Genomic DNA, 18,047 nt, shown 5'->3' on the forward strand with positions numbered 1-18,047 from the left:
GGGGGGGTGGGACGGGACGCACGCATGGTGCGATCTTAGCTTCGCAGAGCCGCTGCGATGGCATGTCCGACCGCCGCCGCCAGAGGAGGCGGCATCGCATGGCCGATCTGACGGTACCTGGACGTCTTGCCGCCGGAGAACCTCCACTCCGAGGGGAACGACTGAATCATCGCGGCCTGCTCGACCGTCAGCTTGGGATGGGCGTCCGTCGGGAAGTCGGGGCCGGGTGGTTCGTCACCGAGGCTGTTTCCGTTCACGCCCAGGGCGGCCCAGGCCTTCTTGCTACCCGTGGGCCCGAGGTCGGCACCGCCTCGCCGGTCGGATCCCCCGATCAGGGCCGGCGCGATGCGGTCGGCGTTCTTGATCCACTGTTCTGCACCGAGCCAGCCGTGTGAGGCCATCGATGGACCGAGCACGGCACCGACTGTCGGCGGCGGGGTTGCCTGTGCCTCCGGCCAGATGAAGCGTGAGAAGTGCGGCTCGCGCATCGCGATCAGGAAGCCACTGCTTCGGTTCTGAGGGACACCGAAGTTCGAAGCGTTGAGGACTCGCCAGCTTGAACGATAGCCCGCGCTGACAAGCTTCTTCTCGATCCAGGCGCGATCTTCGTCGAAGGCCGGGCTCTCCACCAGATCCGGTACGTTCTCAAGCAAGACGGCCTTCGGTCCGATCGAGCATGCCAATTCGACTGTCGCTCGAAGGACCCTTCGCTCTTCGGTGTCCTCGTCTCGCCCGACGGTGGCCGGCGATTTCACGCGGGGCAAGCCGCCGCTCAGCAGATCGACGCCGATGATGTCCGGACGCATGTCGGAGCGGAACTGCACGACGTCCATGCAGACGACGTCCCAGGTGGGGCGATTCAGGTCGATGCTGAAGCAGGCGTCGGCCTTGCTGTCGATGAGGAGCAACGGATCGAATCCTGCGAGCTCGAGGCCCAGCGCCTGAGCTCCTGCTCCAGCGCATATCTCCACCGACGTGAACCGTGTCCTCGTCGTAGGTGAGGGTGAGGGTGAGGGTGCAGGTGCGGGGCGCTGAGCGCCGATGGACTCCTGCGCCACGGCCCGTAGCTCGGTGTCCAGGGCGCCGTCCTCGATCCCGTCGAAAAGCACGAAGGGAGCCAGCCGAAGGAGACGCTTGAGGAAGTCGCGCAGCGTGTCCCGCTCATTGAGCCCGTGCAGGTCCAGGTCGTTCCAGACCCGAAGGATCGCGCGCACCATGTGAGGGCTTCCACCCAGAGCAGTGCGTCGGGCATAGATCTGGTCGAACGCCGCTTCACCGAGGATCGACAGAGCACTGTAGGGATTCGCAGAGTCGGAAGATCGCACGAGCTGCGCACGCCACCAGAGTCGACCGAACACATGCCGAGTGAGGTCGGTTCCGAGGACACGGTCTCTCGGGGGCTGCGGATAACGCCAGTACGCGACATCGGGAAGTACGACGAGGGCGAGGAAGGCCCAGACGTCTCGGGAGGCGGCCTCCGCGGGGACCATGCCCGTCTCCGCGTGGAGGAGGGCGGCCAGCCCGAGATCGAACTCGGCATTACGGGCGCGGTCGGAAGTGTGAGGGAAGCCCGCGCGTTCGGCCAGCTCGACGACGGCCCGACGCAGCTCCTTGAGCCGCTCCATCGAGACTCGATCGCCGCCGGTGGCCACGTACACCGCCGACGGGTGGGAGTGGGACACCCGTCCGCCGAGCTCGGCGGTCGAGAGGTCGCGGTATTCCTCGTAGAACTGTCTGGCCTGCTGGATGAGCAGCCGCGGATAGAGAAGGCTCATCACGACACCTCGAAGATCTTGACGGCGGCTTGAAGGTCCGAGGCGAAGATCGCCGGTGACTGGAGACGGCGCAGCCGGAGATCGGTGATGGACTGATCGGGGAACAGTTGGTCGAAGAGGCTCAGAAGGGTGGCCCCGAGGGAGTCCTCCGCGTAATCGGACTCCTCTGAGAAGTCCTCATGGGAGAGCGCATACTCGATCATGATGCGGGCCGCGTCCGCGTACACCGCGGACAGTACGACCTGATCGACAGCACGCGGCTTGTGGGCGTTCTCGAAGGCGGCGGTGGTGATCTTGTTTCGTTCGTTGACGAGCAGCAGAAGGGAGCCCATGGTCGCGTTCTCCAGTCCGCCGCTGATCTGCAGGTGCCAGGCCGCGCCGTCCGGAAACGAGGTGTTGGCGAAGTCGATCACGGCCATGGGGAATTGCGGCGCATCACCCTGAAGGCGGACCGAGTCCCGCTCACTCCACAGGACGGAGCCTGCACGACGGGGAGACGACGGCCTGCCGTCGCTCCGACGTTCGGCCAGCACCAGGGCCGTGTCGAGGACGAGGAGTCCACCGAGATCGGCTCCGGGAAGTCGGACCTCCAGGTCGACGGCGCAGACGCCACGGTCGGTGAGCCGCGTCCGGTGTGCCGGGCCGCTCAGGTTGGAGCCGCTGGCCGTCCACACGGTGGCCAGCATCAGCACGGTCTCTTCAGGCAGGCCGCACTGGGCACGAACGCGATCGAGGTCGACGTGTACGGTTCTCCGCAGAGTCAGGTCCATGCGGTAGTCCCAGTGGGGCAGTGCCTCGGGTAGAGGCACCTCCCCGTCGTCGACGACGAGTCGCCAGGGCTCGGCGGCGACCACGTCTTCGGACGGGCTGCGGTACGGAAGAACACGTCTACTCATGGTGTGCTCACCGCCTCGACCCTGATGCCGATCTCGGTCATCGTGTCGGGTGCGGGTTGCACGACGGCACGCCAGACGGATTCGCCGCCTTCGATCACACAGGTCTCCGTCGTGTACAGACGCCCGTCGGTGTCCTCCCACCCCACGAGTGTCGGCATGTGCGCCCCGATGGGCGGATCCGTCTCACGGCCTCCCACTCCGGGCAGTGCCACAGCCAGGTCGACGTGCACCCGCTGAGGCATGGATACAGGCAGACGAAACTCCTGAACGAGCACAGTCACGTCATCGCGATCGTCGAAGTAGGGATCACCGACGTACTGAACTCGCGGTCGCCGGCGACGCCCGGGGGCGTCCGTCTCACCAGCGTCGGCGAAGGTGCCGTCTCCCTCACTCGCATTCCAGGCGCCGCGAGTGATACCGCCGGCCGTGGCCCGCTTCTTCTTCCCCGCGATCTCCTGAGCTCCGGCTCGCGTCGCTGTGCTCCCGGGCTTGGAGTAGGCGGTCGCTCCGCCGATGCCCCAGGCGCCGCCGACCAGACCGGAGAAGAGCGTGCTCGCTGCTCCCAGCGCAACGCTGCGTGATCCCGCACGTGCGCCGCCGCCGAGTGACAGCAGTTGATCCAGCGCCTCGTCTATGCGGCGGAACGTCGTGTGGACGTATGTGCTCTCGGGCCGCTCCAGCGATTGCGGGTTCCAGGCGTCGTGAGTGGGGGGCTCGGCCTTGGCGTAGACCTCGTCCATGGACTCGTCGGCCCGGAACACTCCGGCGTATGCGAGGTTCTCGCTCGGAGGCTTCGGACCTGGTCGATAAGTGACGACCAGCTCGGCCGGCCGCATCAGACAGACGTGATGGACGAGGCTCTCGATATTCAGCATGCGGCCCGCACGACTGGGCTCCAGCGGGGGCCGAATACGCTTCACGGCCCCGAATCGCCCGAGATGGCGCTTGGGCTTGAAGCACTGCAGGTCGCTGCCGTCGGCTCCTTTCATCACCTCGTAGGCGGAGACGAACATGTCGAGTGGGGCGGTCTCTCGTGGATCCGGGACCGGATGGTCGACTCCGTCGCAGGTGACGGAGAAGCGCATGGCGGGGTTGCCGCCCTCGGTGGAGACCATCTTCGGCCAGAGGTGCCAGGCGATGGTCTCGGCCAGATAGTCCGCTGCCTCGGATGGCTCCAGCTCGTCCAGACTCGGGTCGATGACGACGACGGTCGTGCCGGTCTCCTCGGTGGCGAACGGTCTCAGCCCGAGGCGACGCGCCACTGTGTCGGCCTGCGTTCCTGTCAGCGGCTCGATCACGTCGGTCGAGGGGGCGCCCCACCAGTGTCGCCCGGTGAAACGACGGCTTTCCCCGTTCTGGACGGCCACGTGGCTCTTCCAGAGGGTGCAACCGATCAGTCGTGTCTCGAGCTCACCCTGCGGAGTTCGACACCGGGTATGGACGAGAATCGTCCCCGGTTTCGAGAGCAGGTAGAAGATGCCCTTGCCGAAGCCGTAGGTTCCGCCGCCAAGAGCCCTGTCACGGGGCTCGCCGATATTGCGGATGAAGGAGACGAAGTCCCGATCGGTCCCCACGGCATCGTTGGCGCGAGTCGGGCCTCCCAATCCGCGGGTCCCGCGATCCGACACGGAGAGAAGCCGGACAGGTCCGTACCTGAGCGTGTCGCGTAGGGGGAATTCCTCCGCCTTCGCCGGTGCGCCCGAGAGAAGGAGCTCGCGCCATGTACCGATGTGGGCAGGGCCGACGGTGGACACGTCGATGCGATAGTCGACAGGGTCTGCCGATGTCGTAGATCGGGCGTCCCAACTGTTCTGGGCCGACTCACGTACGAGGATGGTGAGCAAGTCGAGCTCGGGGCGACCGAGTTGGTTCCGGATGCCCTCGGCGGCGCTCGCCCCTTCCGGCGGATACGGCTGGGAGAACCAGCGGGGCTCGGTCACCGGGCCTCCTGAAGGATGTCGTCGATCACTTGCGATACCTCTTCGTCTGTCAGCGTGACGGGGAGGTCACCCGAGAGATCTATCGTGTATTCGACGTTCTGGACGGACACCGGCAGCCCCGCCTCGATGAGGGCCCTGGTCGTGATGCCGGGAAACCCGGGACCCACCTCGTACCACCTCTCCTCTTCGATGAGGAACCGCACGCCCTGGTAGCGGTCGGCATCCACTGGGCGGTATCCGGCGGTGGCGAGCAGTGCGAGGAGAGAGCCCTCGTCGTCGCAGAGCCTGTTGGCCCGATCGACGAGCTCGACGACGGACGTGCCGAGCGAACCGCCGGCGGTGGGCTGCAGACGAAACCACACAAGGGCGAGGGATCCGGCGGTCGGCCGATCGAGCTGGTCGAGACCGTGGATGCGTGGCCTTCGCCCCGCGGAGGTGCCGGCCTTCACCTCGACGGCCGTGGATCCGGATGAGAAGTCATGCCTGTGGCCCTCAGGCCCAAGCCATAGGCGATGTGCACTCGGATCCTTCTCCAACAGGCGGCAGAGGACGGCGAGTTCACCGAAGAGGCCGGTGAGCTGCTCGCCGGTCAGAGGACTGCCCTGAGTGCGGAAGAGCTCCCTCCAGCGGTCGAGGACATGATGGAGGGCCTTCAGTGGATTCTCCGGATGTCCTTCGGCCATGCTCAACACGTCGATACACAGCTCGGTGAAGAGATCGTTGAGATCGCTCCGCAGGCACGCCAGATCCGCATACGTCTGGTAGGTGTCGTCATCCTCCAACGGGCGCTTGCGCAGCTGAAGCACAGGCCCATCCAGTCCGGGCCGCACTCGGCGATGCGCTGGTATGGGAACGAGGACGTGGCGGAATCCCCGGTGGTCCACGGCCACCGCCAGGGGATTGTCGTGCTCGACGACGATCGGGAGGTGAGAGACGCGAAGGCGTCTCTCACCCGTGGTCTGCTCGGCCTCGAGTGCGGTCCAGCGTTCCTCGACGAGACTCCGCAGTATCTCCTCGCTCATGCGTCGTCGCCGTCGAGGATGCTGCTGTAGTCCTCGTCCTCGAGACGGATCTTCGACAGATCGGCCGAGATGTACTTCTCGACAGTGCTGTCGTGCAGGGGTGCCGGGAAGACCAGGCCCACACCGACGACATGTTCTTCGGCGTTCAACGCTTCACGCCGCAGTTTCGAGGGGCTCGGCGCCGAGACCTTGTCGATCGGGTACAAGACCAGCAGGCCGGTGTCGGGGAGCTCGACGCGGCGCCGGTCCATGATGCCCTTCTCGGTCAGACTCGAGACGTCCCCGTCGAGGTCCACCGCAGCGTCCCGACGGCTCATCAGGGTCTTGATGTCGGCGAGACCCGGGGTCGGATACGGCGTGGAGAGGCGTGCGCGCACGTTGCGTCCCACGGAGACACCGGGAGCGAATTCGAAGTCCTCGCCTCGGGGATTGCCGACGATCGCGATATTCCATCGTCGAAGCGATCCCGCCGCGACGCGCTTGCGAATGTAGTCCGCCAGCAGCTCGGCATCGTTCTCGGGGGACTGCTCGTGGAACCGGTAGGAGGACAGGAAGTCCATGACCAGGTCGTAGGGGACGCCGCGATACACGAACCGGCCCTCCGCGGGGCGCATGTCGGCCATGACAGCGTTCACGACCGCCGCACCGACCAGATCGCGGGCGGCGGCGATGTTTCCACGCAGCCACTCACCGTCTGTGTGGAAGTAATGGGTCTGGACACGCTTGCCGCCGTAGGAGGACGCCGCCGTCACGGCATCGCGCATCTTGGCCGCCGCCGTCACACGAAGGGCGGGGTGAGTCCTCAGACGTACCGCGAAGGTGAGCGGCGTCTCGTCCTCGGTCATGTAGATGTCGACGTCGCGGCGCATCTCGGTCTCGACCGTGGCGAGGTGCCTGAACCATTCGGCCAACTCGTCCGTCATCCAGATGCGAGGGAGGTCGGCGTAGCCGTTTCGGAAACCGAACCAGCGGCCCATCTGGAGCAGGGTGTCGTACGCCGATACAGCCCGGACGAAGTAGCTGACCGACAGGCCCTCGAGAGTCAGACCCCGTGACAGGGTGTTACCGCCTACTGCTATCGCCGTGACCGGACCGTTCTCGTAGTCCAGACGATCCTCGCTGCTCGAGTTGTCCATGATGATGCGGCAACTCTTGAGCACCTCGGGCAGCTCGGGCAGCAGCGTCTCGAACGGAACCTTGCTCTCTTCGAACTCCTCGGCGGGTACTCGAGCGGTCTCCCGATCCCACAGCCCTCGCAGCCGCAACAGGAAGGCCTCGTCCGACAGCGAGACGGCGGTGCGATCACGCAGGTGCTCGAGCGGCCTGCGGAAGCTGTTGTGCACCGTGGTGTTGACGCTGGTGTGGATCAGCATCGTGTTGTGCTGGTTCCCCGTGCCGCGCACACGCCGTGCGGCGGTGGCCAGCCAGAAGTACTCGATCGCCGTCTGAAGGGTGTCGGTGACGACCGGTTCGAAGCCCTCGACGTCCGACTTCGTCATGGGGCGTACACAGGGCACGTCGTCCTCGGGAACGGATCGGATCATGTCGTGACCGTCGTCGACCTGCTCGGGGTCTTCGCCGTCGAGGGCATAGCGGCCGAAGAGGACCTCGGTGCCGAAGTGCCCCTGCGGCTTGGGCAGGTTGACCACGAAGTCCTTGGGGTAGAGGTCCTCCGCACTCGGGTCGATCAGCAGGTTCGCGAACGGTGAGGCGGTGTAGCCGACGTAGGCGCACCTCGGCAGGGTGCTCATGATGTTCATGATCAGCGGGTTGATCGACTTGGTCGCCACTGTCGCCTGGTCGGCCTCGTCGTCGATGATCAGAGTCGGGCAGTCCTTCAGGTAGTCGGACGCCTTCTCAAGCCATCGGAACAGCTTGCGCAGTACCGTCGCGTTCTTCTTCACCACGCAGAGCACACGTGTCCCGTTGCTCTTGCCGAAGTAGGAGGCGGGGTTCTCCTGGGGAGTGAAGTCCCGGTCGAGGCCTGTCAGCTGTGACCACATCGCAGGGTTCGGTTCGACGAGCTGCTGCACCAGGCGCGCCTGGGTCTGCCGGCGCAGCCCGTTGTGGACGCCGGCGAGAACGATGAAGAGTTTGTAACCCCGGTCGGCCGCCTTGGCGATCACGGAGGTGAAGTTCGTCGTCTTGCCCGACTGTACGTACCCGACGACGAGCCCGCGTGTGGAGAAGGACTTCTCCTTGGGGTGGTTCAGCAGAGAGACCACACGCGTTGAGGAGTCGTCCAAGGAGTTGACGGCAGGGTCCTCCGGCCATCCGTCCTTGCGAAGGATGTCGACGATCGCAGGCCAGCACTTGTCCTTGGCGTGCGGTCCGGTGTACCAGGTGTCGCGGTTGCCCAAGATGACCGCATGGGGTTCCTCGAGCTCCCTGATGCGAACCGTCTGCTGTTCGTGCCGCTCGCGGATCTGCTCGATGGTCTCCGGGCTGACGTTGAACTGCTCCAGTCGCTTGACCGCTTCCGATGGGGGGAACGAGTCCAGGAGAGCCTTGAACGTGTCGTACATGCCGTCGATTGCCTCGGTCATGGGCGGTGACCGCTCCCCTGTCTCGTGCGCTTCAGGTCGGTTGAACCCAGGGGCGCTCCGACGTCGTGGGGGGCATCTGCTGAGCAGCGTGCCGGCACGTCACCTTTGTTCAAGGCCACACATTATTGGGTGCTTCGGCTCGCGAAAAAGGGCATCGATCTCACAACCGGTACGGAAGCGATCGTTCTGTGGCTGAAAGGCGATGGATCCGCCGAGCCTCAGCGTCGATTTCCGTCACCTTGTGTGGCGACGCGGCGATCGTAGAGTTCCCTCACGCGAGCTGCCGCCTCATGCGGGTCCTCGTGTTCCCATACCCGAAGAACGGCCCATCCGGCCTCCCGGAGCAGCTTGTCCGTCTGCCGATCGCGGGCCCGATTCTTCTCCGCCTTATCCGCCCAGTACTCGGGGTTGGTTCGGGAGACGGTGAAGTGTTCAGGACACACGTGCCAGAAGCAGCCGTCAAGGAACACCGCAATACGCGCCCGGGTGAACACCAGGTCGGCGGTTCTCCTGATGGCCGGAATCGGGCGCTTGGAGACCTGGTAGCGGAGGCCGAGAGCATGGACTTCGCTTCGCAGGGCCCGCTCGGGCTTGGTGTCGCGCCCCTTGTTCGACTGCATACTCCGGCGCGTCCCCGGGCTCGAAGCCCATGAGCCCTCGGGCAGCTCGGGTGCGGAGTCGCCGGTCATCTGATCCCTCATGGTCGAGTATGCCGCTGCACGATACCGCGGTGTCGGATCAGGGCCTCCGGTACGGTCGCCGCCCCAGTCCTATACACGCGTGTCCGCGCCGTGGCACTCGCCGTACGTCCGTCCCGAGCCGCACCAGCAGTCCGCCGTCCGGGCGGGCGGCCAGGGCGCCGCGCGGCCGCGGGCGGCGAGGGTGGTGGCGTATTGGGGGAGGAGGGAGGGGGTGGCGGGGGTGGAGGATTCGGAGGCGGCGAAGGCCTCGTAGGAGGGGACCGTGGCGGGGACGATGCCGAGGTTGGGGGTGCCGGACTGGGCGAGTTCGCGGAGGGAGGCCTCGATGTCGGTGAGGTGGGCCGTGTAAGTGGGGTACTCGGCCTCCAGCTCGGGGTAGGCCGCGAGGAGCTCGTCGAGTTCCGGTTCCGGCCAGTGGAGGACGGCGACCGGGAAGGGGCGGGAGAGGGCCGTGCGGTAGGAGCCCAGTTCCGAGCGGAGGCGGGTGATCTCGGCCCGGAGCTCGGCCGGGTCCGAGGAGCCGAGGGACCATAGGCGCTTCGGGTCGTGCAGCTCGTCCAGGGGGACCTCCGCCGTGTGGAGGCGGTCCGCGAGGGCGTCCCACGCGTCGTGCGGGAGAGCCAGCATCCTGCGCACTCGGTGGCGGCCCGACAACAGAGACTGCAACCCGTAGGAGGTCTCCTCGCCCGGCAGCACCAGCATCCCGGCCGCCTCCGTGAAGACCGCCTCCGCCTCCTCCAGCTCGTCGTGGGCCTCCAGCGTCTCCGCCACGATCTCCCACGGCGTCGGCTCCTCCGGGCGGGCGCGCCGGACGCCGTCGATGATCGCGCGGGCCTCGGCCTCGTGGCCGTACTCCCACAGGTTCGAGGCCTTCAGTGACCTGATGAGGAGGGGGTTCCCCGGCTCGGAGGCCAGCAGGTCGTCGTACAGGGTCGTCGCCCGCTCCCGCTCGCCCGCCAGTTCCAGGTGGGCGGCCGCACGCAGCAGCAGCGGTTCGCGGTCCTCCGGGTACTGCCCCGCGGTGCGGAGCAGACGCTCGGCTTCGGTGGTGTGGTCGGCAGGCGTGTCGGGGCGCATGTCCTCACCGTACTGCTGTACGGCCCTGGAGAGTTGGCGCCTCAGCGCTTATCGTGCCCGCCGTGCGAGAGAGGTCGCGTGGTCGGGTTCCGGTCGTCGTACAGACATCGCGGCGGTGCCGGGGCGGCGTCCGTGTGCTCCGTACCGTCGCCGAAGCGCTCGTCACCTGTGGTGTCGTCGTGCTGCTGTTTGTCGTCCACCAGCTCTGGTGGACCAATCAGCAGGCCCACGCCCAGGCCGTCCGACAAGTGCGCAACCTTGAGAAGGAGTGGGACTCCTCACCCCCACCGGAAACCCCCAGCCCGGCCCCGGCCCCGGCGCCCACGCCGGAAGCCGCCCCGACGGAAGCCGCCGCGCCCGCCTACGCCGTCCTCCGCATCCCCCGCCTCGGCCTCACCGTCCCTGTCGCCCCCGGCGTCGGCCGCCGCACCGTCCTCGACCGCGGTTACGTCGGGCACTACCCCGGCACCGGCGCCCCCGGGCGGCCCGGGAACTTCGCCCTCGCCGGGCACCGCAACACCCACGGCGAGCCCTTCCGGTACATCAACCGGCTCCGGCCCGGCGACACCCTCACCGTCCGCACCCGCGAGGGGACCCACACCTACCGCGTCGACCGGATCCTGCCGGTCACCTCGCCCCGCGACACCGGCGTCATCGCGCCCGTACCCCGGTCGCTCTACCACCCGGAGTACGGGTACGACCGGGCCGGCAGCTATCTGACCCTCACCACCTGCACGCCCGAATTCACCTCCACCTACCGGCTCGTCGTCTGGGCCAGACTGGTCACCACCGCGCCCGCCAGGCCGAGTGCCGCCGACGCGAGCAGCGCCGCGTCCGGGCCCGCCGTCGCGAGGGCCAGGGAGAGGGCGACACCCGCCGAGGAGCCGATGTAGCGGGCGGTGTTGTTGGCGCCGGAGCCCATCGCGGCCCGCTCCTGCGGTACGGAGTCGACGGCCAGGCGCGGCAGCGCGGCGTTCAGGAGACCGCTGCCCACGCCCGCCACCGTCAGGCCGGGCAGCAGGCGGAGGACGGAGCCGCCCTCCAGCGCGCCGAACAGCGCGAGGACTCCCGCCGCCGACAGGACGAAGCCGAGGACCAGTTGGTACGTGGCCGGGATCCGGCCCGCAAGGCGTCGCACCTGGAGCGCCACCACGAACGCCGTGCCCGACCACAGCAGGAACAGCCACGCCGTCGTCAGCGGCGCCAAGCCCGCGCCACCGTGCTGGAGCAGCGCCGGCAGCACGCTGAAGAAGCCGATCACGCCGAGGCCGGTGAACAGCGCGCCCGCCGTCGCCGCCCGGAACGCCGGGCGCCGGAACAGCGCCAGGTCGATCATCGGCGCCCGGACGCGCCGCTCGACGATGACGAAGAGCACGGTCAGGACGGCCGCCGCGAGCAGCAGCAGGCCCACCGACGGGCGCAGCCAGCCGTCCCGGCCCAGGGTCAGCGCGGTGAGCGCGGCGGCCAGGGCCAGGCCCAGGGTGAGCGCCCCGGCGAGGTCCACCCGGCGGCCGGTCCGCGGCGCGCGCGACTCGGCCAGGGCGCGGACCCCGAACGCGGCCGCGACCAGCGTGCCCGCCGCCAGCACCCCGTACGTGAGCCGCCAGCCGGCCAGTCCGCCCAGGCCGTCGCCCGGTTCGCCCACCTCTCCCAGGCCGCTCAGCCCGCCCGCGAGCAGCGGCCCGAGCGCGATGCCCGCGCTCACGAACGCGCCCCACACCCCCGTCGCCCGGATCCTCGCCGCGCCGCCGGGGTGGGCGTGGGCGATCAGGCCGAGGCTCGCGGCGAGCACGGCGGCGCTCGCCGCGCCCTGCGCGATCCGGGCCAGCGTGAAGGTGAGGGTGGAGCCGGCGAGCGCGCCGAGCGCGGTGGTGACACCGAGGGCGACGGTGCCGAGCAGGAAGACCCGGCGTCGGCCGTGCGCGTCGGCGAGGCTGCCGGCGACCAGGAGCAGGACGGCGAGGCCGAGCGGGGTGCCGTTGAGCAGCCAGGCCTGCGCGGAGGCCGGGGTCCCGAACGCGGCGGACATCGCGGGCAGGGTCAGCATCGGCGCCGTGTAGTTCATCAGCGTGAGCGCGGTGGCGGCGCTGGTCACGGCGAGGGTCGCGCCGGGGCGGGGCGCCCCGATCTCCCGGGCGGGCGAAGAGTCGGTGGCTGTGGCTGTGGCTGTGGCGGTAGCGGTTGCGATGGCTGTGGCGGTCTTGGGCATGCCGGGGCCTCGGCTTCGGTGAGCGGCGGCTGAAGCGCTGGGTTCGTTCAATGAACCTTGCGGGTTCGCTCACCGTACCAGGCCTGGTTCAATGAATGAACCCGACCGTTACACTCGTTCCCATGGCCCTCGGCAAGGACTACGCGACCCAGCAGTGCTCCATCGCCCGCGCCCTCGAAGTGATCGGCGAGCGCTGGACCCTCCTCGTCGTGCGCGACGCCTTCTACGGCGTGCGGCGCTACAACGACTTCCTCACCCATCTCGGCGCCCCGCGTGCCGTCCTCGCCGGCCGCCTCCAGGCCCTCGTCGAGGCGGGCGTCCTCGACAAGCGCCGCTATCAGGACTCCCCGGCGCGCTACGAGTACGTGCTCACCGAGCGCGGCATCGCACTGTGGCCCGTCCTGCGCTCCCTCGGCCGCTGGGGGCGCGACCTGCCCGGCATCGCCCCCATGCGCCACTTCCACCACGCCGACTGCGGCACCGAGCTCGGCCCGTACGGAGACTGCCCGGCCTGCCGGATCCCCGTCCCGCCCGCCGACGTCGAGATGCGCCCCGGCGCCGGACTCGACCCGGACCCCGCCGACCCGGTCAGCCGCGCCCTCCTCGCGCCCCGCCGCCTCCTCGTCCCCCTTGAGGCCGATCCGGCGTAACGGCCGATCCGGTATAACGGGAGGACGACAGCCGGTCGTACGGCGCAGTGAGGAGGAGGAAGGCATGGCCCGTGGGCCCCTGCTGCGCGTTCTCGCGCCGCTCCTCTTCCTCCTCGCCCTCGCCGACCTGCTGCTCTCCGACGGTGTCGGCAGCGGCGCCGGTGCCGGTCTCTCGGCCGCCTTCGCCGTGGCCGCCGGCGCCTTCGTCTGCGCCCTGATCGGTGGCGGTCGTACGGCTCTGCCCGTACCGCCCACCCGCGTACGCACCGCCCTGCGCGACCGCGCCCGGCGCACCGCCTTCCTGCCGCAACGCGACCCCGACGCCGCGGGCCGCCGCAGGCCCAGGGCACCCGGCCGTCCCCTCCCGACGGCCGCGTAGAGGTATTCCCGGCGCTCCTGGTCGAACCCCTCGACGTGTTCCGTCATGCCGAAAAGACCCGTTTCCCGGCACGACGAGACCCCACGGAGGGCTCCCATGTCCGTTTTCGCCAGCCTGGTCGAGCAACTCGCCGATCTGCTCCACCCCCTCTTCTCCGGCGCCGCGACCGCCGCCGCCATCGTCGTCTTCACGATGGCCGTACGACTCGCCGTCCACCCCCTGTCCCGCGCCGCCGCCCGCGGCCAGAAGGCCCGCGTCCGGCTCGCCCCGCAACTCGCCGAGCTGCGCAAGAAGCACGCCAAGAACCCCGAGCGGCTGCAGAAGGCGGTCATGGAGCTGCACGCCGAGGAGAAGGTCTCGCCCTTCGCCGGCTGTCTGCCGAGCCTGCTCCAGGCGCCCGCCTTCTTCCTGATGTTCCACCTCTTCTCCAGCGGGCGGATGGCCGGTCACAGCCTGCTCGCCGCCCCGCTCGGCGGCCACTACGCCGACGCCCTCGGCGCCGGCGGCGTCTTCGGCCCGGCCGGGCGCGTCTACCTCGTCCTCTTCGCGATCGTCGCCGTCGTCGCCACGTACACCTACCTCCGGACGAGGAAGCAGCAGGCCCTGAACCCGGTACAGGCGGTTCCCGACGGCCAGCCCGGCGCGGGGGCCATGGCCGCCATGACCAAGTACCTGCCGCTGCTCTCCTTCGCGACCCTGATCTCGGTCGCCGTCGTCCCGCTCGCCGCCGCGCTCTACATCGTCACCAGCACCACCTGGAGCGCCGTCGAACGGGCCTTCCTCTACCGCGACATGCCTGCGGCGGGCGCCCTGGCCCCGGCGGCCTGAGCCCTCCCGGCGCCGCGGTGTTACCCGTACGTAAGGGTCCAGGGTGTGAACGGGGGCTTGCACAGCGCCCCGAACTCTTGGAGGATCGACCAATCCTCCGATGGCCGCACTCCATCGGCCGGGGCAACCCAAAGGCCCGCCTCCCCGGGCCACCTCGACCAGAGGCACGACCTGAGGAGACCACCATGAAGCTGCTGCGCGTCGGCCCGGCAGGGGCCGAGCGGCCCGCCCTGCTGGACCAGGACGGGACGCTGCGCGACCTGTCCGCGCTGGTCGGCGACATCGACGGCGCCCTGCTCGCCGACGGCTCCGCGCTCGACCGGATCCGCGCCGCGCTCGGCGCGGGCGTGCTGCCCGCGCTCGACCCGGCCGGGCTGCGGATCGGCCCGCCGCTCGGCCGGATCGGCAAGGTCGTGTGCATCGGGCTGAACTACCACGGGCACGCGGCGGAGGTCGGGGCCGCGATCCCGGCGGAGCCCGTCGTCTTCCTCAAGGCCGCGGACACCGTCGTCGGCCCGGACGACACCGTGCTCGTGCCACGCGGTTCGGTGAAGACCGACTGGGAGGTCGAGCTCGCGGTCGTCATCGGCCGCACCGCCCGCTACCTGGAGACCGACGAACAGGCCCTGGCCCATGTCGCCGGCTACGCGGTCGCCCACGACGTCTCCGAGCGCGAGTTCCAGATCGAGCGCGGCGGCACCTGGGACAAGGGCAAGAACTGCGAGACCTTCAACCCGCTCGGGCCGTGGCTGGTCACCGCCGACGAGGTGCCGGACCCGCAGGCCCTGGGGCTGAAACTCTGGGTCAACGGCGAGCTGAAGCAGGACGGGCACACCTCCGACCAGATCTTCACGGTCGCCCAGGTCGTGCGCTACGTCAGCCACTTCATGACCCTCTACCCCGGCGACGTCATCAACACCGGCACCCCGGCGGGCGTGGCGATGGGGCAGCCCGAGCCCAAGCCGTATCTGCGTGCCGGGGACGTCGTCGAGCTGGAGGTCGAGGGCCTCGGGCGGCAGCGGCAGGAGCTCAAGGACGCCTGAGCCCGGCCCCCGGCCCAAGGCTTCGGACCCCGACCCTTGGCCCCCGGCCTCGGGCCCCCGGCCTCGGGCCCCTCAGGACCCGTACGCCGCCAGCAGCCGCTCCAGGCCGAGGACGACCAGCGCGTGGTCCTCGGCCTGCGGCAGGCCCGAGACCGTGACCGAGCCGATGACCCCGGCGCCCTCGACGGCGATCGGGAACGAGCCGCCGTGGGCGGCGTAGACGTCCGGGTCGAGCCGCGAGGAGGCCTCGAAGGTCGTGCCCTTGGCGCGGAAGCGGGCGCCGACGAGGAACGAGCTCACGCCGTACCGCTCGACGACCCGCCGCTTCCGGTCGATCCAGGCGTCGTTGTCGGCGCTCGACCCGGGCAGCGCGCAGTGGAACAGCTGCTGCGCCCCACGCCGTACGTCGATCGCGACCGGCGCGCGCCGCTCCCTGGCGAGGTCGGCCAGGATCGTGCCGAGGGTCCAGGCGTCCTCGTACGTGAAACGGGGCAGGACCAGCGCCGCCTCCTGCGCCGTGAGCTCTTCCACGCCGGTCACAGGGTCACCGCCACGCCCTCGCGGGCGGACTTCTTCGCCGCCTCCAGGACGTCGAGCGCGGCCGCGGCCTCGTGGGCCGTCACCGGGTTCTCGCCGGTGCCGCGCAGGGCGGCGGCGACGGCCGCGTAGTACGCGGGGTAGTCCCCTGGCTGGGTCTCGACGGGGGCGCCGCCGCCGGTGAGCGGGGACTCACCGGCGCCGAGCCGGCCCCACAGCGCCTCGGGTTCGAGGCCCCACGGGGCGTCGGGCTCGGGCCGCAGACCTTCACGGAGCGCCGCCTCCTGCGGGTCCAGGCCGTACTTCACGTAACCGGCCTTCTGGCCGAGAACGCGGAACCGCGGCCCCAGTTGGGCGGTGGTCGCGCTCACCCAGAGGTGCGAGTGCACGCCGCCCGCGTGCGTGATCGCGATGAAGGTGTCGTCGTCGGCCTCGGCGCCGGGGCGGCGCACGTCGGACTCGGCGTAGACGCGGACGGCCGGGCCGAAGAGGACCAGGGCCTGGTCGACGACGTGGCTGCCGAGGTCGTACAGCAGCCCGCCGATCTCCTCCGGCGCGCCCGACTCGCGCCAGCCGCCCTTGAGCTGGGGGCGCCAGCGCTCGAAACGGGACTCGAAGCGCTGCACCTCGCCGAGGGAGCCGTCGGCGATCAGGGCCTGGAGAGTACGGAAGTCGTTGTCCCAGCGGCGGTTCTGGAAGACCGAGAGCAGCAGCCCGCGCTCCTCGGCGAGCGCGGCGAGGGTCCGGGCCTCGGCGGCGGTGCCGGCGAGCGGCTTGTCCACGACCACCGGAAGACCGGCCCGCAGGGCGGCGGTGGCGACCGGGACGTGGGTCTTGTTGGGGGAGGCGATCACGACGAGGTCGAGCTCGGCGGCGCGGCCGAGCAGTTCCTCGGGGGAGCCCACGACCCGTACGTCCGGGTGCTCGGCGCGGGCCTGGGCGGCGCGCTCCGGGTTGCCGGTGGAGACCGTGTCGAGCACGAGGTCGGGGGAGGCGGCGATCAGCGGGGCGTGGAAGACGGAGCCGGCCAGGCCGTAGCCGACGAGGCCCACGCGGAGCGGGGTACGGGGGGAGCTCATGAGAACCACTTTGGCAACGCTGTTGCCAAAGTGCAAGCGCCCGGCACAATGGACACGTGAACAGGGACAAGGGGAGTGGGGGCGGCGGGGGCGGGGCCAACCTCCCGGCGCTGCGCAGCCACAACGCCGCGCTGGTGCTCGATCTGCTGCGCGGCGCGGGGGAGGGCGGTGTCAGCCGGCTCGAGCTGGCGGCGCGGACCGGACTCACCCCGCAGGCCGTCAGCAAGATCACCGCACGGCTGCGTACGGAGGGGCTGGTCGCCGACGCGGGCCGCCGCGCCTCCACCGGCGGGAAGCCGGCGACCGTACTGAGCCTCGTCCCCTCGGCGGCGTACGCCATCGGGCTCCACCTCGACCGCGACGAACTCACCGCCGTCCTCCTCGACCTGGCGGGCGAGCGGGTCGCCGTCCGCCGCGCCCCCCTCGACCTCGGCGCGGGCGCCGAACCGGTCCTCGCGGCGGCCCTGGCGGAGGTCGCGGCGCTGCTCGGGGCCGAGAGCAGGGCTGAGAGCAGGGTCGAGAGCAGGACTGAGAGCGGGGTCGAGAGCGGGGCCGAGGGCGGGAAGACGGACCTCCCCGTGCTCGGCGTCGGCGTCGCCATGCCGGGCCCGCTGGACCACCGGAGCGGACGGCCCGGGCGGGTCACTGGATTCCCCGAGTGGGACGGCTTCCCGCTGCGGGAGGAGCTGGCGCGGCGGCTGGGTCTGCCGGTCGTGCTCGACAAGGACACCAACGCCGCCGCCCTCGGCCTCGCCCTGCGCCCCGGCGCGCCCGGGTCCTTCGCCTATGTGCACCTCGGTACGGGCCTGGGCGCGGGCCTCGTCCTCGGCGGGGCGGTGCTGCGCGGCGGCCGCACCGGCGCCGGGGAGCTGGGCCACCAGACGGTGCAGCTCGACGGGCCGCGCTGCGACTGCGGCGGGCGCGGCTGCCTGGAGGTGCTGTGCCTCGCGGCCCTCGCCCGCGGCGACCTCACGGAGGCGGCGCGGGTGCTCGGCACCGGCGCCGCCAACCTGGTGCGGCTGCTCGACATCGACCGCGTCCTCCTCGGCGGCCGCGCCGTCCTCGCCGACCCGGCGGTCTTCGCCCACGGCACCCGCGAACTGCTCACCGCCCTCGACCTGCCCGCCACCGTCGAGATCGCGACGGGCCCGACGACGGTCGCGGACGGGGCGGCGCGGCTGATCCTGGCGCCGGTGTTCGGGAAGTAGACCTGTCCCATCCGGCAGAGGCAGCCGGTCCGAAAATACGCTGATCGGGCGGAACGCCCTCCCCGTCCGGCCCGATCCGCCGCGTCGGTGCCCCGCCCGCTCCGTCCCGCATGGCAGCGTCGCGGGCGATCCGTACGTCCGCGAGCAGCAAAGGCTT

Annotated in this window: 15 protein-coding genes and 1 pseudogene; 6 read left to right on the plus strand and 10 right to left on the minus strand. The window is 70.0% G+C overall.

Annotation, left to right across the window (positions count from 1 at the left end):
- Positions 1–35 precede the first annotated feature (35 nt).
- From AB0M18_RS11565 to AB0M18_RS11595, 7 genes are all read right to left on the minus strand, one after another.
- A complete protein-coding gene (locus AB0M18_RS11565) occupies positions 36–1,775 on the minus strand; it encodes a DUF6339 family protein (RefSeq protein ID WP_365756648.1) in 1,740 nt (579 codons plus the stop codon).
- The gene (locus AB0M18_RS11570; RefSeq protein ID WP_365756649.1) at positions 1,775–2,545 is read right to left on the minus strand and encodes a hypothetical protein; all 771 of its coding nucleotides are present in this window, start codon (positions 2,543–2,545) and stop codon (positions 1,775–1,777) included. The genes AB0M18_RS11565 and AB0M18_RS11570 overlap by 1 nt, the downstream gene beginning before the upstream one ends.
- 122 nt (positions 2,546–2,667) lie before the next feature.
- Positions 2,668–4,611: a hypothetical protein gene (locus tag AB0M18_RS11575; RefSeq protein WP_365756650.1), complete on the minus strand. Its 1,944-nt coding sequence runs from the start codon at positions 4,609–4,611 to the stop codon at positions 2,668–2,670.
- Entirely contained in the window at positions 4,608–5,633 is a 1,026-nt protein-coding gene (locus AB0M18_RS11580; RefSeq protein WP_365756651.1) for a PD-(D/E)XK motif protein, read from the minus strand. Before AB0M18_RS11580 ends, AB0M18_RS11575 begins: the two co-directional genes overlap by 4 nt.
- The gene (locus tag AB0M18_RS11585; protein ID WP_365756652.1) at positions 5,630–8,179 is read right to left on the minus strand and encodes a Z1 domain-containing protein; all 2,550 of its coding nucleotides are present in this window, start codon (positions 8,177–8,179) and stop codon (positions 5,630–5,632) included. Before AB0M18_RS11585 ends, AB0M18_RS11580 begins: the two co-directional genes overlap by 4 nt.
- Positions 8,180–8,397: 218 nt before the next feature.
- The gene (locus tag AB0M18_RS11590; protein ID WP_365756653.1) at positions 8,398–8,880 is read right to left on the minus strand and encodes a very short patch repair endonuclease; all 483 of its coding nucleotides are present in this window, start codon (positions 8,878–8,880) and stop codon (positions 8,398–8,400) included.
- A gap of 69 nt (positions 8,881–8,949) precedes the next feature.
- Positions 8,950–9,957 (minus strand): SEC-C domain-containing protein, encoded by a 1,008-nt coding sequence (locus AB0M18_RS11595; RefSeq protein WP_365756654.1) that lies wholly within the window; start codon positions 9,955–9,957, stop codon positions 8,950–8,952.
- Between the two features lie 134 nt (positions 9,958–10,091).
- On the opposite strand from AB0M18_RS11595, the pseudogene AB0M18_RS11600 reads away from it, so the two are divergent.
- Positions 10,092–10,745 (plus strand): annotated as a pseudogene (locus AB0M18_RS11600) (class E sortase); the annotation flags it as partial.
- Here AB0M18_RS11600 and AB0M18_RS11605 read toward each other — a convergent pair.
- Entirely contained in the window at positions 10,712–12,166 is a 1,455-nt protein-coding gene (locus AB0M18_RS11605) for an MFS transporter (protein ID WP_365756655.1), read from the minus strand. The pseudogene AB0M18_RS11600 and the gene AB0M18_RS11605 sit on opposite strands and share 34 nt — an antisense overlap.
- A gap of 122 nt (positions 12,167–12,288) precedes the next feature.
- Between AB0M18_RS11605 and AB0M18_RS11610 the strand changes: the two genes are divergently transcribed.
- The 4 genes from AB0M18_RS11610 (at position 12,289) to AB0M18_RS11625 (ending at position 15,066) form a co-directional block, all read left to right on the plus strand.
- Positions 12,289–12,816 carry a helix-turn-helix domain-containing protein gene (locus AB0M18_RS11610; RefSeq protein WP_365756656.1) on the plus strand — a complete coding sequence of 176 codons (528 nt, stop codon included), beginning with the start codon at positions 12,289–12,291 and terminating at the stop codon, positions 12,814–12,816.
- A 64-nt stretch (positions 12,817–12,880) separates the two neighbouring features.
- On the plus strand, positions 12,881–13,195 hold the full coding sequence (locus AB0M18_RS11615) for a DUF6412 domain-containing protein (RefSeq protein ID WP_365756657.1): 315 nt from the start codon (positions 12,881–12,883) through the stop codon (positions 13,193–13,195).
- Between the two features lie 96 nt (positions 13,196–13,291).
- Positions 13,292–14,023, plus strand: a complete 732-nt coding sequence (locus AB0M18_RS11620) for a YidC/Oxa1 family membrane protein insertase (protein ID WP_365756658.1) — start codon at positions 13,292–13,294, stop codon at positions 14,021–14,023.
- A 185-nt stretch (positions 14,024–14,208) separates the two neighbouring features.
- Entirely contained in the window at positions 14,209–15,066 is an 858-nt protein-coding gene (locus AB0M18_RS11625) for a fumarylacetoacetate hydrolase family protein (RefSeq protein WP_365756659.1), read from the plus strand.
- Between the two features lie 72 nt (positions 15,067–15,138).
- Here AB0M18_RS11625 and AB0M18_RS11630 read toward each other — a convergent pair whose 3' ends face one another.
- Together AB0M18_RS11630 and AB0M18_RS11635 are read right to left on the minus strand one after the other, a co-directional pair.
- Positions 15,139–15,606: a heme-degrading domain-containing protein gene (locus AB0M18_RS11630; RefSeq protein WP_365756660.1), complete on the minus strand. Its 468-nt coding sequence runs from the start codon at positions 15,604–15,606 to the stop codon at positions 15,139–15,141.
- The gene (locus AB0M18_RS11635) at positions 15,603–16,682 is read right to left on the minus strand and encodes a Gfo/Idh/MocA family oxidoreductase (protein ID WP_365756661.1); all 1,080 of its coding nucleotides are present in this window, start codon (positions 16,680–16,682) and stop codon (positions 15,603–15,605) included. The genes AB0M18_RS11630 and AB0M18_RS11635 overlap by 4 nt, the downstream gene beginning before the upstream one ends.
- 56 nt (positions 16,683–16,738) lie before the next feature.
- Here AB0M18_RS11635 and AB0M18_RS11640 point away from each other — a divergent pair, with 56 nt between their 5' ends.
- Positions 16,739–17,890 carry an ROK family transcriptional regulator gene (locus AB0M18_RS11640; protein ID WP_365756662.1) on the plus strand — a complete coding sequence of 384 codons (1,152 nt, stop codon included), beginning with the start codon at positions 16,739–16,741 and terminating at the stop codon, positions 17,888–17,890.
- Positions 17,891–18,047 lie beyond the last annotated feature (157 nt).

This window comes from Streptomyces sp. NPDC051909 (assembly GCF_040681095.1).
In the GTDB taxonomy this organism is placed as follows: domain Bacteria; phylum Actinomycetota; class Actinomycetes; order Streptomycetales; family Streptomycetaceae; genus Streptomyces.

Coding starts and splice junctions, on each gene's coding strand:
- AB0M18_RS11565 (WP_365756648.1), bottom strand. CDS start 1,775: ATGAGCCTTCTCTATCCGCGGCTGCTCATCCAGCAGGCCAGACAGTTC.
- AB0M18_RS11570 (WP_365756649.1), bottom strand. CDS start 2,545: ATGGACCTGACTCTGCGGAGAACCGTACACGTCGACCTCGATCGCGTT.
- AB0M18_RS11580 (WP_365756651.1), bottom strand. CDS start 5,633: ATGAGCGAGGAGATACTGCGGAGTCTCGTCGAGGAACGCTGGACCGCA.
- AB0M18_RS11585 (WP_365756652.1), bottom strand. CDS start 8,179: ATGACCGAGGCAATCGACGGCATGTACGACACGTTCAAGGCTCTCCTG.
- AB0M18_RS11590 (WP_365756653.1), bottom strand. CDS start 8,880: ATGAGGGATCAGATGACCGGCGACTCCGCACCCGAGCTGCCCGAGGGC.
- AB0M18_RS11595 (WP_365756654.1), bottom strand. CDS start 9,957: ATGCGCCCCGACACGCCTGCCGACCACACCACCGAAGCCGAGCGTCTG.
- AB0M18_RS11605 (WP_365756655.1), bottom strand. CDS start 12,166: ATGCCCAAGACCGCCACAGCCATCGCAACCGCTACCGCCACAGCCACA.
- AB0M18_RS11610 (WP_365756656.1), top strand. CDS start 12,289: ATGGCCCTCGGCAAGGACTACGCGACCCAGCAGTGCTCCATCGCCCGC.
- AB0M18_RS11615 (WP_365756657.1), top strand. CDS start 12,881: ATGGCCCGTGGGCCCCTGCTGCGCGTTCTCGCGCCGCTCCTCTTCCTC.
- AB0M18_RS11620 (WP_365756658.1), top strand. CDS start 13,292: ATGTCCGTTTTCGCCAGCCTGGTCGAGCAACTCGCCGATCTGCTCCAC.
- AB0M18_RS11625 (WP_365756659.1), top strand. CDS start 14,209: ATGAAGCTGCTGCGCGTCGGCCCGGCAGGGGCCGAGCGGCCCGCCCTG.
- AB0M18_RS11635 (WP_365756661.1), bottom strand. CDS start 16,682: ATGAGCTCCCCCCGTACCCCGCTCCGCGTGGGCCTCGTCGGCTACGGC.